This window comes from Bacillus sp. RC51, assembly GCF_044908115.1.
In the GTDB taxonomy this organism is placed as follows: domain Bacteria; phylum Bacillota; class Bacilli; order Bacillales; family Bacillaceae_G; genus Bacillus_A; species Bacillus_A mycoides.
Genome location: NZ_JBIYCW010000002.1, coordinates 47,126 through 62,606, shown reverse-complemented (window position 1 = coordinate 62,606; position 15,481 = coordinate 47,126). Strand labels below are relative to the sequence as shown.

Annotated in this window: 17 protein-coding genes; 2 read left to right on the top strand and 15 right to left on the bottom strand. The window is 36.2% G+C overall.

Features of this window, described 5'->3' with window-relative positions:
• The first annotated feature begins 141 nt into the window (after window positions 1-141).
• Window positions 142-687 (top strand): helix-turn-helix domain-containing protein, encoded by a 546-nt coding sequence (locus ABH959_RS04980; protein WP_002015249.1) that lies wholly within the window; start codon window positions 142-144, stop codon window positions 685-687.
• Between the two features lie 39 nt (window positions 688-726).
• On the opposite strand, the gene ABH959_RS04975 is transcribed toward ABH959_RS04980, so the two are convergent.
• The 13 genes from ABH959_RS04975 to ABH959_RS04915 form a co-directional block, all read right to left on the bottom strand.
• Window positions 727-1,104, bottom strand: coding sequence for a hotdog family protein (locus ABH959_RS04975; protein WP_002088730.1), 378 nt, complete (start codon window positions 1,102-1,104; stop codon window positions 727-729).
• 109 nt (window positions 1,105-1,213) lie between these two features.
• Window positions 1,214-1,672, bottom strand: coding sequence for a GNAT family N-acetyltransferase (locus ABH959_RS04970; RefSeq protein ID WP_113935620.1), 459 nt, complete (start codon window positions 1,670-1,672; stop codon window positions 1,214-1,216).
• A 58-nt stretch (window positions 1,673-1,730) separates the two neighbouring features.
• Window positions 1,731-2,258, bottom strand: coding sequence for a GNAT family N-acetyltransferase (locus ABH959_RS04965; protein ID WP_002015253.1), 528 nt, complete (start codon window positions 2,256-2,258; stop codon window positions 1,731-1,733).
• 294 nt (window positions 2,259-2,552) lie between these two features.
• Window positions 2,553-2,948 carry an ankyrin repeat domain-containing protein gene (locus tag ABH959_RS04960; RefSeq protein ID WP_113935622.1) on the bottom strand — a complete coding sequence of 132 codons (396 nt, stop codon included), beginning with the start codon at window positions 2,946-2,948 and terminating at the stop codon, window positions 2,553-2,555.
• Window positions 2,915-3,733 carry an ABC transporter ATP-binding protein gene (locus tag ABH959_RS04955; RefSeq protein WP_113935623.1) on the bottom strand — a complete coding sequence of 273 codons (819 nt, stop codon included), beginning with the start codon at window positions 3,731-3,733 and terminating at the stop codon, window positions 2,915-2,917. Before ABH959_RS04955 ends, ABH959_RS04960 begins: the two co-directional genes overlap by 34 nt.
• Complete coding sequence (locus ABH959_RS04950) at window positions 3,720-4,748, bottom strand: FecCD family ABC transporter permease (protein WP_113935624.1); 1,029 nt, start codon at window positions 4,746-4,748, stop codon at window positions 3,720-3,722. Before ABH959_RS04950 ends, ABH959_RS04955 begins: the two co-directional genes overlap by 14 nt.
• Window positions 4,749-4,753: 5 nt before the next feature.
• On the bottom strand, window positions 4,754-5,701 hold the full coding sequence (locus ABH959_RS04945; protein ID WP_002015260.1) for an ABC transporter substrate-binding protein: 948 nt from the start codon (window positions 5,699-5,701) through the stop codon (window positions 4,754-4,756).
• A 147-nt stretch (window positions 5,702-5,848) separates the two neighbouring features.
• On the bottom strand, window positions 5,849-6,085 hold the full coding sequence (locus ABH959_RS04940; protein ID WP_002034123.1) for a YrhC family protein: 237 nt from the start codon (window positions 6,083-6,085) through the stop codon (window positions 5,849-5,851).
• Between the two features lie 126 nt (window positions 6,086-6,211).
• Window positions 6,212-8,815 carry a bifunctional acetaldehyde-CoA/alcohol dehydrogenase gene (gene adhE, locus ABH959_RS04935; RefSeq protein WP_404492339.1) on the bottom strand — a complete coding sequence of 868 codons (2,604 nt, stop codon included), beginning with the start codon at window positions 8,813-8,815 and terminating at the stop codon, window positions 6,212-6,214.
• A 260-nt stretch (window positions 8,816-9,075) separates the two neighbouring features.
• Window positions 9,076-10,209 carry a bifunctional cystathionine gamma-lyase/homocysteine desulfhydrase gene (locus ABH959_RS04930; protein ID WP_219303570.1) on the bottom strand — a complete coding sequence of 378 codons (1,134 nt, stop codon included), beginning with the start codon at window positions 10,207-10,209 and terminating at the stop codon, window positions 9,076-9,078.
• Window positions 10,210-10,212: 3 nt separating this feature from the next.
• Window positions 10,213-11,136 carry an O-acetylserine dependent cystathionine beta-synthase gene (locus ABH959_RS04925; protein ID WP_113935627.1) on the bottom strand — a complete coding sequence of 308 codons (924 nt, stop codon included), beginning with the start codon at window positions 11,134-11,136 and terminating at the stop codon, window positions 10,213-10,215.
• An 82-nt stretch (window positions 11,137-11,218) separates the two neighbouring features.
• Window positions 11,219-11,914, bottom strand: a complete 696-nt coding sequence (gene mtnN, locus ABH959_RS04920; protein ID WP_002015266.1) for a 5'-methylthioadenosine/S-adenosylhomocysteine nucleosidase — start codon at window positions 11,912-11,914, stop codon at window positions 11,219-11,221.
• A 14-nt stretch (window positions 11,915-11,928) separates the two neighbouring features.
• Complete coding sequence (locus ABH959_RS04915; protein ID WP_404492338.1) at window positions 11,929-12,567, bottom strand: class I SAM-dependent methyltransferase; 639 nt, start codon at window positions 12,565-12,567, stop codon at window positions 11,929-11,931.
• Window positions 12,568-12,704: 137 nt separating this feature from the next.
• Between ABH959_RS04915 and ABH959_RS04910 the strand changes: the two genes are divergently transcribed.
• Window positions 12,705-12,920 (top strand): YrzA family protein, encoded by a 216-nt coding sequence (locus ABH959_RS04910; RefSeq protein ID WP_002015268.1) that lies wholly within the window; start codon window positions 12,705-12,707, stop codon window positions 12,918-12,920.
• 36 nt (window positions 12,921-12,956) lie between these two features.
• On the opposite strand, the gene ABH959_RS04905 is transcribed toward ABH959_RS04910, so the two are convergent.
• Window positions 12,957-13,607 (bottom strand): YrrS family protein, encoded by a 651-nt coding sequence (locus ABH959_RS04905; RefSeq protein WP_002138429.1) that lies wholly within the window; start codon window positions 13,605-13,607, stop codon window positions 12,957-12,959.
• A 116-nt stretch (window positions 13,608-13,723) separates the two neighbouring features.
• Window positions 13,724-15,478, bottom strand: coding sequence for a peptidoglycan D,D-transpeptidase FtsI family protein (locus tag ABH959_RS04900; RefSeq protein ID WP_404492337.1), 1,755 nt, complete (start codon window positions 15,476-15,478; stop codon window positions 13,724-13,726).
• Between the last annotated feature and the right edge of the window lie 3 nt (window positions 15,479-15,481).

The window sequence follows — 15,481 nt, the reverse complement described above, 5'->3', positions numbered from 1 at the left end:
ATAGTTTTGTTATACAAAACTTTTATTTACATTACAAAACATACACTAATTATTTTTATTCGTCAATCCATTTTTCATGAGAAAAAATATTTTTTTTTTGCTATGATACAAATAGTTGTTTACAAAAAGGAGCATGATTTTATGAATATCGGTTCTGCGATTCGTGAAATTCGTCAACGTAGAGGAATTACGATTGCCCAAATTTGTGAAGGAACAGGTCTTTCTAAAGGCTTTATGAGTCAGGTTGAAAACAATAAAACATCACCATCTATCTCAACTTTAGAAATGATCGCTAATTTTTTAAATGTTCCCCTTCCATATTTATTGTTAGAACAAAAAGATCGTTTGAAAATTGTAAAAAAAGAAGAGCGTAAATACAGTGTGTATGGAAAAGATGAACAAAGAATTGAGCATGTTGCGGAGCAAGGTGGTCTCCGCCTATCTCTAGTAGAAATTTCTGCCGGATTCCCGAAAGAAAACTCACCAAATGCTCATGAAGGTGAAGAGTGTCATCTTGTATTACGCGGAAAACTAGAAGTTCAACATGGAGAAGATATTGCGATTGTAGAAGAAGGTGATTCTTTCTCTTGGAATGCATGCGTTCCTCATATTGTTCGCAATATAGGTGAAGAATCTGCATTATTACTTATCTCTAGTCATGCGGAAAATCGAAAACGTGTTTACTAAACGATAAAAAAGAAGCCTGTTTCGTAACAGGCTTCTTTTTTATTCCCTTATAATTCCATAACTTGTCCCAACTAGTACGGTCTTTTCATGTTGATTGCGATAAACTGACTCAATTGAAACTTTTTTATATCCTTCCATTTGCTCAATATTTGTTAAAGTTAATTCACAAGTAATCGTATCCCCTGTAAAAACTGGTCTAATAAACTCACTTACTAATTCCCTCGCTATGTAATGTAACTCTTCGCCTACTTTCGTCCCAATGCTAGCAGTCAATAAACCATGGACCATTAATCGTCCATTCTCATCATATTCCATATGATGTCTACCTTTATCGCCTGTAATATTTGCAAATTCAAAAACTTCTTCCTCGGTAAATCTTCTTTCGTATTTAAATATATCTCCAACTTTTACATTCATTTTTATCCCCCGTTAATAAACTGAATTTTCTTTTATTTTATCACAAAATGAGTCTCAGTTCAGTTTATATTATTAAAATAGCAATCCTTTTTCTTTATTACCTTATAAGTTATCGATGCCCTTCCTTTTTTGCCACTTGATACCCATAGTACGCACATGTTCCATTTCTTGATAACTCTCTTACTTCAAAACCACAACTTCTATAAAAATCAAAATTGTTAGCGGACGTATGCGCAAACCAATCACCATGCGGAAGCTTTTGTAAACAAAGAGCTACAAGTTTCTTACCTAACCCTTTCCCCCTATACTCACACTTCACAACTAAATTTACTATGTTAGCAACCATGATTTGATCAGAAATCACTCTAACCATCGCGACCATTTCTTCTTCATCCCAAATTGTGAAAGCCCATGTTGAATTTTCAAATGCAATCGTAAACTTTTCAATTTGCCAAGAAGGGATATTATCATTACTCCAGCCAGTATCTTCAAATAATGTCTTAATCGCATATGCTGGCACTCCATTCGTTCCTTCACGAATAATTAGTCCATTATGATAAATATACATGTAATCCCTCCCTTTATTTTTTATATACCATTCTCCCAAAAATGCAATTCACCTTTTTTCATCCAACCCGCTTAATGGAATAAACGAGAACATCCATCTCATGAAATGAAGTTGTTTTCTCATAACTAAGCCCTGTTTTTCTAGCAACAAATATTGAAGCTGGGTGGTTCGGATTAATAAGTGAAATTAATTTATTCATTTGTAATGCTTGAAAACCATAGTCTCGAAATGCCGCCGCAGCCTCTTTCGCATACCCTTTCCCCCAATACTTAGGAAGTAGCCAATAGCCAATCTCAATTTCCTCTTTTCCATCTACCTTCTGCTTGACAAGTCCTGCATGACCAATTCGTATCCCTGTTTCCTTTTCAATCATTACAAATAAACCGAGACCGTTTTTATAATTTGGAAGTACCCTCTCCTCCAAACTTTTTTTACATTGCATAAATGTTTTTAACGTTCCATTTCCAATATAACGCATTACCTTCTCATCCCCCCATAAAGAAGCATAAAATGGTAAATCATCCATTGTATATTTACGAAATTGTAAGCGATCTGTATGGAACACTCTTTTATTCACTCCCATCATTTTGAACCTCATTACATAACAACATATTTCAAACTACGTAAGTGTTGAATAATTCATATCAAGAAAGTTACCAAAAAGAAAGAAAATTCAATCTTATAAAAGTGTATTATATCAAAAAAAAGCAGTAGACAAAAGAGTGTCTACTGCATCCATATCATAACTAGTATAAAGAAAACTACAATTGAGGGGGTGTAGGATTTTCAAATATACTAGATACTTATCCCGTTCTAACGGGCGGTAAACCTTCCAATCTTTTGAGTGGAAAGTTTACCGCACATAAGAACTTTGCGGTCATTAAGAAAGCACTGTTAAGTACTCAAATACACGCTGAGCTTTTTCTCCACCCATTCGTGCATGTTGAAGAAGAGTGATGCCATGTGGGCCAGATGCACGTAATGCTTCTGGTTGTGCTACTAAAATGGCTTGTACGACTTCAAGTTCACCAAGCATAGCTGCTGCAAAAATATCCATCCGAGCTCCCTTTTCCAGTAAATAAAGAGCAATATCTTTACGGCCTACATGGGCCGCTGCTCCTAAGGCACTTTCCCAATCTGAGCCACCCCAATTATAAGAAGCATGAAGTAAGCTTGGTGATTCGGCCAAAAGCTCCTGTACTCTTTCTAGATCTCCGTGAGCTGCCATAACAAATTCCCTTACTAACTCAGTGGTAATACGCTCGTCTGTTTGCATCTCTCTTCTCCCTTTTCACAAATTCGTTTCGGTGTAAAAAATGGCTTGTCACTCCCTTGGAATATATCAACTTCAATTCCAAATACACGCTGAAACATTTGATGACATAGTACTTCTTCTGGCACACCATCATACTGAATCTTCCCTCGCTTTAATACGAGTAAACGATCGCTATATTGAGCTGCTTGGTTAATGTCATGTAAAACCATTATAATTGTCATACCAAACTCTTCATTTAATCGTTTCACAAGTTCCATTACTTCCAACTGGTGAACGATATCCAAAAAGGTTGTTGGTTCATCTAGCAATAAGACATTTGTACGTTGTGCAAGCGTCATTGCAATCCAAGCACGTTGCCTTTCTCCTCCTGATAAGGATTGTAAAAGACGATATTCATACCCTTCAAGCTTTGTAACAGACAATGCCCAATCAACAATTTCTTCATCTTCTTTATTTAAGCGACTACTCCATGATTTATGAGGACCTCTTCCGAACTCTATTAGTTCTTTCACTGTTAAATCTAATTGATGATCGTGCATTTGTGGTAACATCGCTAATTGCTTCGCTACATCTGCACTCTTCATCATATGAATATTTTCCCCATCTAAAATGATGTCTCCTTCGCTTTGCTTAAGTAGCCGTGCTATTAAACGAAGCAAAGTAGATTTCCCCGATCCATTCGGACCGATTAAACTAACGATTTCCCCAGCTTTAATATGTACATTCATATTTTGCATTTGAAATCTTTCAGAATGTGCGTAAAACACTTTGTTAACGGAAATCACGTTGTTTTCCTCCTCTATGGATTAAATATAAGAAGAATGGACCACCTAAGAAGGACAATAAAATACCAACAGGCAATTCGATTGGATCGAACCAACTTCGAGCTATCGCATCCGCAAAAACAAGTAATATCCCACCGCCAAGGCATGATAATGGCAGTAAATATTTATAGTCATTTCCAACTAATAAACGTAACATATGCGGTACAACAAGACCAACAAATCCAATAAGACCAGAAACACTAACTGCTATTCCAGCTAACATTGTACTTACTACGATTAAATAAAACCGACTTCTTTCCACGTTATACCCTAATAATTTTGCCATTTCATCCCCAAGCATTAATACTCGAATATGTTTAATACCGAAGAAAGCTAATATAATAGCGAATATCGCATAGTAAATAATCATATTTAAATGTGCCCAACTAACACCACCAATACCACCAGCTAACCACGGTAAAACTGATTGTACTTTGTCACTATGTAATAGCATTAGCGCTGAGGTCGCTGCACCAATTAAGGCGTTTATTGAAACACCTACTAATACAATTCGTGAAGGTGGCGCCCCCCTTTGCCATGATAGTGCGTAAATGACCATTGCTGTAATAAAAGCTCCTAAAAACGCTCCTAGTGGTAAGAATGCCATATGTTGAGGAAATAAAATCATGATTATAATTGCTACAAGACCTGCTCCTGATGAAACTCCGATAATTCCAGGATCTGCAAGAGGATTTCTCATAACCCCTTGCAATAATGCTCCTGATGCAGCTAAACACGTTCCTACTATAAAACCAACGAGCACTCTCGGTATACGAAGATCCCATACAATTCGATGAACTGTCGAACCTTCATCTTGTATACCTTCTATAATGTCTCGTAAAGAAAAAGATAAGCTCCCTGCAAAAAGGCCATAAAAAAGACCTAGAACAGTTAATACGACTAAAGTAACTGTTATTATCCACCTTTTTCTCGCAAAAGGATGTTCCTTTTCTCTTACTATTTCACTACTCTCCATACTTATCATTTCCTTACATCTTGTATACTTTTATACATAAAGTCCATCGCTTCTGTAACTTTTGTCCCAGGATTTGATCCAAATAAATCTGGTGGTAAAATAACTACACGATTTTGTTTTACTGCATCTAAATTTTTCCATGCTTCATTTTTCATCATTTCGCCTTCAAATGCTTTTTTCACACTATTGGGATCTCCATGTGTAATTAAATAAATCACATCTGGATTTGCTTCGATAATACGTTCTACACTTAGCTGTGCATATTGCGGATACTCTTTCATTTCTGGAAAACTAGCTGCGATATTTTTCCCGCCTGTTTTTTCTAAAATATCCCCTGATAGAGATGTTGGTAATGCCGCTAAATAAGTGCCTGGTGCTCCATAAACTAGCAACGCTTTAACGTCACTCTTTTTCTCATATTTCTTCATTTGATCATTAATTTTTTGGTTAAGCTCTTTTGCTTTATCTTCTTTCTTCATTACTGTTCCATACATTTCAATACCCTTTTGAATATCTTTTACAGAGTTGGCTGAAGAAATGATTACTTTTGTTCCTTGTCCTTCGACCGTTGGAATGTTCTTTTGGAATCCATTGTTAGCAACAAGTACATCCGGTTTTAAACTAGCAATTTGCTCAAAATTCGGTTGATGTGCATTCCCGATTACTTGTGCTTTCTTTAATTCCTCTGGGAGAGTTAATTTTGTATCAGGACGACCTACTATTTTTCCACCTAAAGCATGAATAATATCCATGTCTCCCATACTCAACGTAGCAAAACTTTCAGGAACTTTATTGAATGTTATCTTTCTGTCTGAGAGATCGGTAATTTCGATTTTGTCTGTTCCTTTGTCTGTTTTTGTTGCGGATGCTTTTTCGTTTTCTTTTGCACTGCAACCTATTAATAAGAAAAAAATAGATAAGATCGCTGTGAACAGCGTAATAGATTTGTTCATTCTTTCACCTCTAATTGATAATAATAATCATTAACTACTATTCTACTTTAATTGATAAGGATTATCATTGTCAATATGAAACGCATACATTTTCTACAAAAATGAAAAAACGCTACAAAAAGATTTCTTCTTTTCGTAGCGCCCTATTTAACAATTTTCTTCATATTCGCTCTCCTCTAATTGATCACGCATCGTTCTAACACGCTTAAAGAAGAAAAAAGCAAGAACTAAAAATACAATAATACTCCCCATCATAACAAAAGACTGTACCATACTTTTTATTCCACTTGGAATTAATAAACCGATCATTAAAAATGTACTTATAGCTAAAAGTACTTGTGCAAACCGGGTATAATCTGCTATTTTTTCTTGTAATTCTTTCATCTTCTTATCACTCCCATCCTCACTTTATCACATTCTATCAAGCTTAAAGACAAGTAAATAGAACCAATCTGGGAGATGTTTTCCAAAGTAAAAAAGAGCCGCTTACTCGCGGCTCTTTTTTATCTATTATACGCCTTTATATGCTTCCATATAGATTTCTTTCAGCTCTGAAATGAGCGGTAATTTTGGATTAGCTGTTGTACATTGATCTTCAAAAGCTCTTTCTGCTAATAATCCAACACCCCCTTCAAATTGGTCTTTAGCAACTCCTTGTCCTGCAATACTCATATTTATATTTAAGCTTTTTCCAAGCTCAATAATTGCTTGGACGAGTGATTCCACACCTTCCGCTGTTGAGCTTGCTGGAAGCCCAAGCATTCTCGCAATATGTGCATAGCGTTCATCAGCCACAAAGTGCTCATATTTTGGGAACAATGCGTGTTTTCTTGGCTTAATAGCATTATAGCGAACTACGTGCGGCATAAGAATTGCATTCGCACGTCCATGCGGAATATGGAATTCCGGTCCAATTTTATGCGCTAAACTATGATTAATACCTAGGAAAGCATTTGCAAATGCCATCCCTGCGATTGCGGAAGCATTATGCATTTTTTCTCGTGCTTCTTCATCATTTCCATCTTTATATGCTCTCGGTAAATATTTAAATACGAGATCAATTGCTTTTAATGCTAAACCATCAGTATAGTCATTTGCCAGAACAGACACATACGCTTCAATTGCATGTGTTAATACGTCCATACCAGTATCTGCCGTCACATGAGGTGGTACTGTCATTACAAATTGCGGATCAACAATCGCTACATCTGGTGTTAATTCATAATCCGCAAGCGGGTATTTAATATTATTTTTCTTATCTGTAATAACCGCAAATGGCGTCACTTCTGATCCCGTCCCTGATGTTGTTGGAATGGCAACAAATTGTGCTTTATTTCCCAAGTTCGGATACTTACATGTACGTTTTCTTATATCTAAAAACTTCTGTTTTATTCCATAGAATGTCGTTTCTGGGTGCTCATAGAATAGCCACATCCCTTTTGCTGCATCCATAGCTGAACCGCCACCAAGCGCGATAATTACATCTGGTTTAAAGCTTTTCATCATGTCCGCACCTTTAAATACAGTTTCATCTGATGGATCTGGCTCAACTTCAAAGAAAACTTCAACTTTCACATCATTTGCATGCTTACGTAAATAGTGCGTAACTGTATCTACATAACCGTGCTCAACCATCCCTGGATCCGTTACAATAAATGCGCGGGAAATGTTAGGCATGTTTGCTAAATATGCTGTCGCATGTTTTTCAAAATAAATTTTGGGTGGTAATTTGAACCACTGCATATTCTTTTTTCTATTTGCCAACCTTTTTATATTTAATAAATGAGTCGCCGTTACGTTTTGGGAAACTGAGTTTTTCCCGTAGGAGCCACAACCAAGCGTAAGTGATGGAATAAATCCATTATATATATCACCAATTCCACCTTGTGATGAAGGTGCATTTACAATGAGACGGCAGGCTTTCATACGTAACCCAAATTGTTTTTGTACTTCTTTATTTATAGAATGGATAACCGCTGAATGCCCTAGGCCACCAAGCTCTAACATTTCTTCGCAATATGTAAATCCTTCTTCTAATGAATTTGCTTTTACACAAGCTAACACTGGGCTCAGTTTCTCACGAGATAGTGGATACGCCGCTCCGATACCTTTAATTTCAGCTACAAGCATTTTTGTATGTTCAGGTACAGTAATTCCTACTAATTCAGCAATATACTGTGCTGATTTCCCAACAATATCACTATTTACTGCACATGTATTTTCATTAATAACAAACTTTTCTAATTTCTTTCTCTCTTCCTCTGTTACAAAATAACAATTATTTGCAATCATTTCTGCTTTAACATCATTATAGATTTCCTTATCTACAATGATAGCTTGTTCTGACGCACAAATCATACCGTTATCAAATGTTTTCGATAAAATTAAATCATTAACAGCGCGTTTTACATGTGCCGATTTCTCTATATAACATGGTACATTACCTGGCCCTACACCTAGCGCGGGTTTACCAGTAGAATAAGCCGATTTCACCATACCAGCCCCTCCAGTTGCTAGAACGAGTGCGACACCATCATGGTTCATTAATTGTTTCGTTGCTTCCACAGAAGGTCTTTCAATCCATTGAATACAATGCTTTGGTGCACCAGCTTTCACTGCTGCATCATATACTGTTTTTGCCGCTGCAACGGAACAGTTTTGTGCAGAAGGATGAAATGCGAAAATAATTGGATTTCTCGTTTTTATCGCGATTAATGCTTTAAACATTGTTGTCGATGTTGGGTTCGTTACTGGCGTTACCCCAGCTACTACACCGACAGGCTCTGCGATTTCTATTATTTCTTCATGAGGATCTTCATGAATAATTCCTACCGTTTTATCTTTCTTTATACTATGCCAAATATATTCAGTGGCAAAAATATTTTTAATGCATTTATCTTCATATACGCCACGGCCCGTTTCTTCAACAGCCAACTTCGCAAGCCGCATATGTTGATCGACACCCGCAAGCGCCATTTCATGAACAATGTTGTCAATTTGCTCTTGTGTAAAACTTTCTAATGCTTGTAAAGCTTTTTGACCGTTATCTACTAACGTATCAATCATCTCTTTTACCTCTTGCATTTCATTTACAACTTTCTCTTTGACTACCATGTAAATTTCCTCCTATTCTGCTATCTTGGACTTCATAAGTCCCTACAGGTCATAAAAAGTCCCGATTAGCGTAAAAAAATAGAGTTACCTTCCTACATGAATCCCATCACTTGTGAAATATTTCACAAGTTTGTTCGTGAATAACATTTCATGAATTCAATATACATGAAATCATTTCATTTGTGTATGTCTAATTTGTGAAATGTTTCACAAATTAATATAATAAAAATGCACTGCTCTATATTAGCAGTGCATTTTTACTATGCTAGTGCTTGTGCTAAATCTTCAATTAAATCTTCTCCATCTTCAATACCAACAGAGATTCGAATTAATGTATCTGTAATTCCTAATTCTTTACGGCGATCTGCTGGGATTGATGCATGTGTCATTTGAGATGGGATAGAAATTAAACTTTCTACTGCTCCTAAGCTTTCAGCAAGTGTAAAGTATTGTAACTTCTCAAGTACTCTATTTAATGTTTCTTCACTATCTACATCGAATGAGATGATTGCACCAAATCCGTTCGCCTGTTCTTTTGCTAATTCGTGATTTTGATGTGATTCAAGACCTGGATAATATACTTTATTTACTTTCGGATGGTTATTTAAAAACTCAGCAATTGCGCGTGAATTTATTTCATGCTCCTCCATACGAATTCCTAATGTTTTTAAACCACGAAGTAGTAAGAAGCTGTCTTGTGGTCCAAGAATACCTCCTGTTGAGTTTTGTACAAAGTGAAGGTCTTCTGCTAATTGCTGGCTATTTACAACTACTAGGCCTGCAACTACGTCACTATGTCCTCCTAAATATTTCGTTGCACTATGAAGCACAATGTCTGCTCCTAAAGAAATTGGCGACTGCCAATATGGCGTCATGAATGTGTTATCAATAATTGTTAATAAATCTTTCTCTTTAGCAAGAGCAGATATTTTCTTAATATCAGTAATTTTTAGTAATGGGTTCGTTGGTGTTTCTACATAAATCGCTTTCGTATTTGGACGAATCGCTTCTACAACTTCCTCTAGGTTTGTTGTATCTACAAATGTATGCTCAATACCGAAGCGGTTTAATACTTTCGTAATAACACGGTACGTTCCGCCATAAACATCATCTGTTAAAATGACGTGGTCACCTTTTGAGAACAACATAATTGTTGCTGTAATAGCAGCCATTCCTGAACCAAATGCAAATCCAGCATGACCGTTTTCTAATACAGCAATCATTTCTTCTAAAGCTGCACGTGTTGGATTGCCTGTACGTGAATATTCATATCCTTGATGCTTACCAACTGCTTCTTGTTTGTACGTACTTGTTTGATAGATCGGTACGTTTACAGATCCAGTTGAAGGTTCTCCTATGCGAATACCATGAATTAACTTTGTCTTTGCTCTCATTTTTTATTCCCATCCTTTGTATATGTCTTTGCTTAAATAGCGCTCACTACTATCAGGAAAAATCGTTACAATATTTGTACCTGGTGTTGCTTTCTCTGCCTCAAGTAAGCTCGCATGAAATGCTGCTCCTGAAGAGCTTCCAACGAGAAGTCCTTCTTTTTGCGCTAATTCTTTCACTCGTAAAAATGCATTTCGATCAGAAATCGTATGAATTTCATCAAAATAAGATGTTTTCAAAAATGGTGGAATGAATTCAAGACCAATACCTTCTGTTTCATGTGAACCAGCTTTACCACCATTTAAAATAGAGCCTTCTGGTTCTACAATAACCGTTTTAATATCAATATTTTTCTCTTTCAAATAAGATGCAGTTCCCATAAACGTACCGCCAGTTCCTGCCCCTGCAACAAATATGTTAATCTCTCCATTCAGTGCCGACCAAAGTTCAGGTCCTAGCGTTTTAAAATAAGCGCGAGGGTTTGCTTCATTCGCAAACTGACTTGGAGAGTATGAATTCGGTATTTCATTTACTAACTCTTTCGCTTTTGCAATTGCGCCGGTCATTCCTTGCTCAGTCGGTGTATGCACAACCGTTGCACCTAGCGCTTTCATTAATTCTTGTTTTTCAATACTAAATTTCTCTGGTACACAAACAATGACGCGTAAATCATGTTGTAACGCTGCAAGTGCCAGTCCAATGCCAGTATTCCCAGCCGTCGGTTCAATAATTGTTCCGCCCTGGGTAACAAGCCCTTTTTCTAGTGCATCTTCAATTAATTCTCTTCCTAAACGATCCTTAACGCTTCCGCCTGGGTTGTAAAATTCAAGCTTTGCAAATAAACGGACTCCTTCTGGAAGTGAAAAACGCGTAATTTCTACAATTGGTGTATGACCAATCAATTCATGAACGCCACGATATACATTCATCGTGTTCTCCCCCTTATTTGCCAATAAAGAAAAGGCAACTGTATGTATTTTCTTTATATGAGACAGTTGCCTTTTTGTTACATTACTTTAACTCTTCTAGTACTTTTACGATAAAGTTTGTAGAATGAAGAGCTGCTTGATCTAAAAATTGATCAAATGAAACATTTGATTCTTTACCAGCAATATCAGAAAGTGCGCGAATAATAACAAACGGAACTTCATATTGGTGGCATACTTGCGCAACAGCTGCTGCTTCCATTTCTACTGCATAAAGGTCTTCAAATTTATCACGAATTGCTGCAACGCGGTTAGGATCACTCATAAATGAATCACCTGTTGCAATCATACCTTTTACAACTTGAATATTTTCTTCTGCCTGCATACATTTCTCAGCTAATGCAACTAATGCCTCATCAGCTTTAAATCCTGGTGGCATTCCTGGCACTTGACCATATTCGTAGTTAAATGCTGTTACATCTACGTCATGGTGACGAACTTCTGTTGAAATAACCACATCTCCAACATTTAAAGAATGATGGAATCCACCAGCTGAACCAGTGTTGATTACTTTTTCAGGTTTATATTTTTCTAATAAAATTGTCGTTGACATCGCTGCATTTACTTTACCAATACCAGACTTTAGCAAGATTACTTCATGCCCTGCCAATAGCCCTTTCGTAAATTCACAACCTGCAACAGTTTCTGTTTCTGCTTGTTCTAGTTTGTCACGTAAAATACGTACTTCTTCTTCCATTGCTCCAATTACAGCAATTCTCAATCTAATCCCTCTTTCTATTGCTTAGTTGCCTCCATTACCCAAACGAAATGATTTAATCTCGTAAACGTTACGTGGAAGCCATTGTTTTCAAAAATAGATTGCATGATCGGAATACGTGTATAGTATTCTGTTTGCAAATCGTTTGCTAACTGATGAAAACCTCTTTGTTTTGCTACTTCGACAGTTTTATCATATGCATCTTGATCTGCAAATATCGTATCAGCAAACACTATTTTACCACCTTTGTTTAGCAATTGACTATACTTCGCAATTGCTACGTCTTTTTCTTCATCTATTAAATGATGAAATGCGTAAGTGCTCACAATAGTATCGATTGAATTTGGGACTTCAAATGAAAGAAAATCACCCTCTGTAATTGAAAATTCTTTTGGTAATTTCTCTTTTGCAATAGTACGCATTTCGCGTGACGGTTCTATACCGTAAACTGTGCGACCAGCAAGTAATAATTTATTTGTTAAATTGCCAGTACCAACACCAAATTCTAATACGTTGCCAAATGACTTGTTAACTACATCCTCTAAAATGTCCTCATAACGGGCGAAAACATCTTTATATTGTATATCTTCGCCTTGTACAAATGAGTCGTACGTATGAGCCCATTCATCAAATAAACCATTAAATTCTGTTCCCATAAAAATTCCCCTTTTTCTTATCGGTTTTATCAGTATGATATTCTCTCTTTCTAAAAATGTCAATTGAAATGTGCGTAGTATTTCCTTCTTTTCTTTGTTACACTATAGGTGATTATCATAGGAGAGGGGGCATCTTCGTGTCATTTACCTTTGAAATGTTAGAAGATAAAGTAGAATTTTTCGAGGCTGCAAACTTAGTTTCTCTAGAAAAAAAAATTAACGAACAAATTGATAATAATAAAGCACTTATGCTCGAAGTTCATCATATTTCTCACCAAATGATTATGGATCCTGAAAGCAAAAGACCTTATTATAGTGCGGTTGTTCATTTTAAATTAAAGAAATTACGCTAACTAAAAAAAGAGAGGCTCTTAAGAGCCTCTCTTTTTTTAGTTTAGAGTTTGAACGAGTACTGGTTTCCAGCCCTCATTGTCTACCCAATCAATATTTACATAATATTTTTTACCTGATTGTTTATCTTGTACGTTACCGTAAGCTTTATTCTTACCGTTATTTCCAATTCTATGGATAACTAATTGATTTACTGGAACGTCAATTGCAGCTGAAATCGCTTGATTCATCTCATTCCAATCTGCTGTACCTTTTTTAAACGTCATCGCAGGTGTTGCACCTTGCTCTGTACCTACTGGCTTCCAAGAAGATTTCGTATAAGCATCTGTTGCCTGTGACTGTGTTTTTTCAGCTGGTGCTTTCTCGTTAGCTTTCGCTTCTTCTTCAGCTTTTTTCTTTTCTTCCTCAGCCTTTTGCTTCTCTTCTTCTTCCTTCTTCTTAGCCTCTGTCTTATCTTGCTCATTCTTCTTCGGCTCTTCTTTACCTTTAGCTTTCTCAGCTTTATTCTCTTTTGTTGTTTGCTGAGCTACCTTTTTATCATTAGAAGACGCTTGCTCTTTTGTGTCAGGAACAAACAATTGATATGCTACAATAGCTACTGCTACTAATACAATAGCGATTGCAATATTTAAAACACCGTTTTGACGACGTTTTTGTTGTTTCTGTTGGAATCTAGATCCTCCTGCCATTCTTCAAACCTCCATGCAGTTTTTCATACTTGCTATTGTAACATTAAATCTAGAAAGGTTGAACATTTACAATAATATTTTCACGAAATGAAAACATTTCATAAATAATTGCAAGATTACTTTTCAATTTCTAATTGATGAATTGCCTCTACCATTTCTGCAAAAACTGGTGTGACTACATTTTCATTACTATCTGTTTCTATATCAACTACAACTAAAGCATATCTTGGGTTTTCATATGGAAAATAACCTGCAAACCAGCGATTCACCCTCTCTCCTTTTCCTGTTTGTGCCGTCCCAGATTTTCCAGCGACAGTTAGTGGCAACGAACGGAATGCGGTTCCCGTTCCTTTCTCCATCGTTACAACGGCTCTTAACAACTGTTGTAATTTTTTCATCGTTTCATAAGAAAGCTGTTTCCCATTTAATTTATGATTTTCAAATGCAAAAAAGTCGGTTCCATTTTTATACACTATTTTTTTCACAGCTTTCACTTCCATCTTCTCTCCACCTCTAGCAATTGTCGCCATCATATTCACTATAGCTAGAGGTGACACACGTACATCTTTTTGTCCGACCATCGTTTGAGCAATCGCTTTTCTACTATCTTTATTTTCTTCGCTTCCCCAAATAATAGCACTCTTTTCTTCTGGCAATTGCTCAAATTCTGGTGTATGAAACACTGAACCTTTCCAACCTACCTTCTCACTTGCTCCTAAGGCCTCTAAATACGTTTCTAATACTTCCCTATCCTTTTGCATTAGTTCATCACCTAATACGGCAAACGTTCGATTACAGCTTCTAGCAAAGCTTTCCTTAAAGTTTAATGACCCCATCATAACTTGTGGAAGATTTTCACCGTATAAATCCGTATTACAGTTAAATGTACGATTAAACCGCACCAAATTCTCATCAATTACTGCTGCTGCAACTACTGTTTTAAAAACAGACCCCGGAAAATGAGGAGTTAACATTTGATTTTCAAGTGTAGATTTATATATCCTCCTATCATTCATCTGTAAAGAAGGCCTACTTACCATTGCTAAAACTTCACTATTCTTTATGTCTAGTAATACTAACCCACCTTTTTTTATTCTGTTTTCATCTATAATCTTCTCTGCTCGTCGTTGCAACGTTTTATGTATTGTTGTTTGAATAGTAACTGGATAAAATGGATTTCCTGGTGAAGTGTATTTCGCCTGCTTCCCAAAAATCGGTTCTCCTTGTCGATCCACTTGATATAGTACTTTCGCTTCTCCATCAGTCAGTAAAAATTCATCAAATGATTGTTGCAATCCAGAAATACCAATTGGCGTTTGTTTCGAAGTTTTTTTCATTTCTCCATAACGCTTTTGAAATTCCTGTTCATTCTCTCCCACATCACCAATTAAATGATTTGCCTCCCCCATTTGCTTCAGTCGAACTCCTGCTGCTACAATACCTAAAATATCTAATTGATTTACCTTCTTCATCTGCTCGAGCGTTAATTGAAATGGGGTATTCTCCTTTCGTAATATAAATGCTTGATTCTTATTTTTCATTTGCAGTCTTATCTCTTGTCTCGACACACCAATGATATGCGCAATTTTCTCTAACATGTCATTTTTTATTTGTAAAAATGGAAAAACAATTAAGACTGGATATTTCTCTTCACCAATTTCCTTACCATTTCGATCTGTAAAATGCCCTCTTCCATTATCTACTGTAAGTGATTGTGTTCGTTGCGTAACACTTTTTTCAATCAGATTGATATTTCGGTCAGTAAATGATTCCGTATCTATAATCTGTATTTGGATTAAACGACAAAGTAATAAAAAAATCACACCCATAAAACAAATTAAAACAATTATAATTCTCCGTTTCATTTTCATAAA

Bases quoted from the DNA above. Each gene is read 5' to 3' on its own strand.
- ABH959_RS04980 (WP_002015249.1), top strand. From the start codon at position 142: ATGAATATCGGTTCTGCGATTCGTGAAATTCGTCAACGTAGAGGAATT.
- ABH959_RS04975 (WP_002088730.1), bottom strand. From the start codon at position 1,104: ATGAATGTAAAAGTTGGAGATATATTTAAATACGAAAGAAGATTTACC.
- ABH959_RS04970 (WP_113935620.1), bottom strand. From the start codon at position 1,672: ATGTATATTTATCATAATGGACTAATTATTCGTGAAGGAACGAATGGA.
- ABH959_RS04965 (WP_002015253.1), bottom strand. From the start codon at position 2,258: ATGATGGGAGTGAATAAAAGAGTGTTCCATACAGATCGCTTACAATTT.
- ABH959_RS04960 (WP_113935622.1), bottom strand. From the start codon at position 2,948: ATGCAAACAGACGAGCGTATTACCACTGAGTTAGTAAGGGAATTTGTT.
- ABH959_RS04950 (WP_113935624.1), bottom strand. From the start codon at position 4,748: ATGGAGAGTAGTGAAATAGTAAGAGAAAAGGAACATCCTTTTGCGAGA.
- ABH959_RS04945 (WP_002015260.1), bottom strand. From the start codon at position 5,701: ATGAACAAATCTATTACGCTGTTCACAGCGATCTTATCTATTTTTTTC.
- ABH959_RS04940 (WP_002034123.1), bottom strand. From the start codon at position 6,085: ATGAAAGAATTACAAGAAAAAATAGCAGATTATACCCGGTTTGCACAA.
- adhE (WP_404492339.1), bottom strand. From the start codon at position 8,815: ATGGTAGTCAAAGAGAAAGTTGTAAATGAAATGCAAGAGGTAAAAGAG.
- ABH959_RS04930 (WP_219303570.1), bottom strand. From the start codon at position 10,209: ATGAGAGCAAAGACAAAGTTAATTCATGGTATTCGCATAGGAGAACCT.
- ABH959_RS04925 (WP_113935627.1), bottom strand. From the start codon at position 11,136: ATGAATGTATATCGTGGCGTTCATGAATTGATTGGTCATACACCAATT.
- ABH959_RS04915 (WP_404492338.1), bottom strand. From the start codon at position 12,567: ATGGGAACAGAATTTAATGGTTTATTTGATGAATGGGCTCATACGTAC.
- ABH959_RS04905 (WP_002138429.1), bottom strand. From the start codon at position 13,607: ATGGCAGGAGGATCTAGATTCCAACAGAAACAACAAAAACGTCGTCAA.
- ABH959_RS04900 (WP_404492337.1), bottom strand. From the start codon at position 15,478: ATGAAAATGAAACGGAGAATTATAATTGTTTTAATTTGTTTTATGGGT.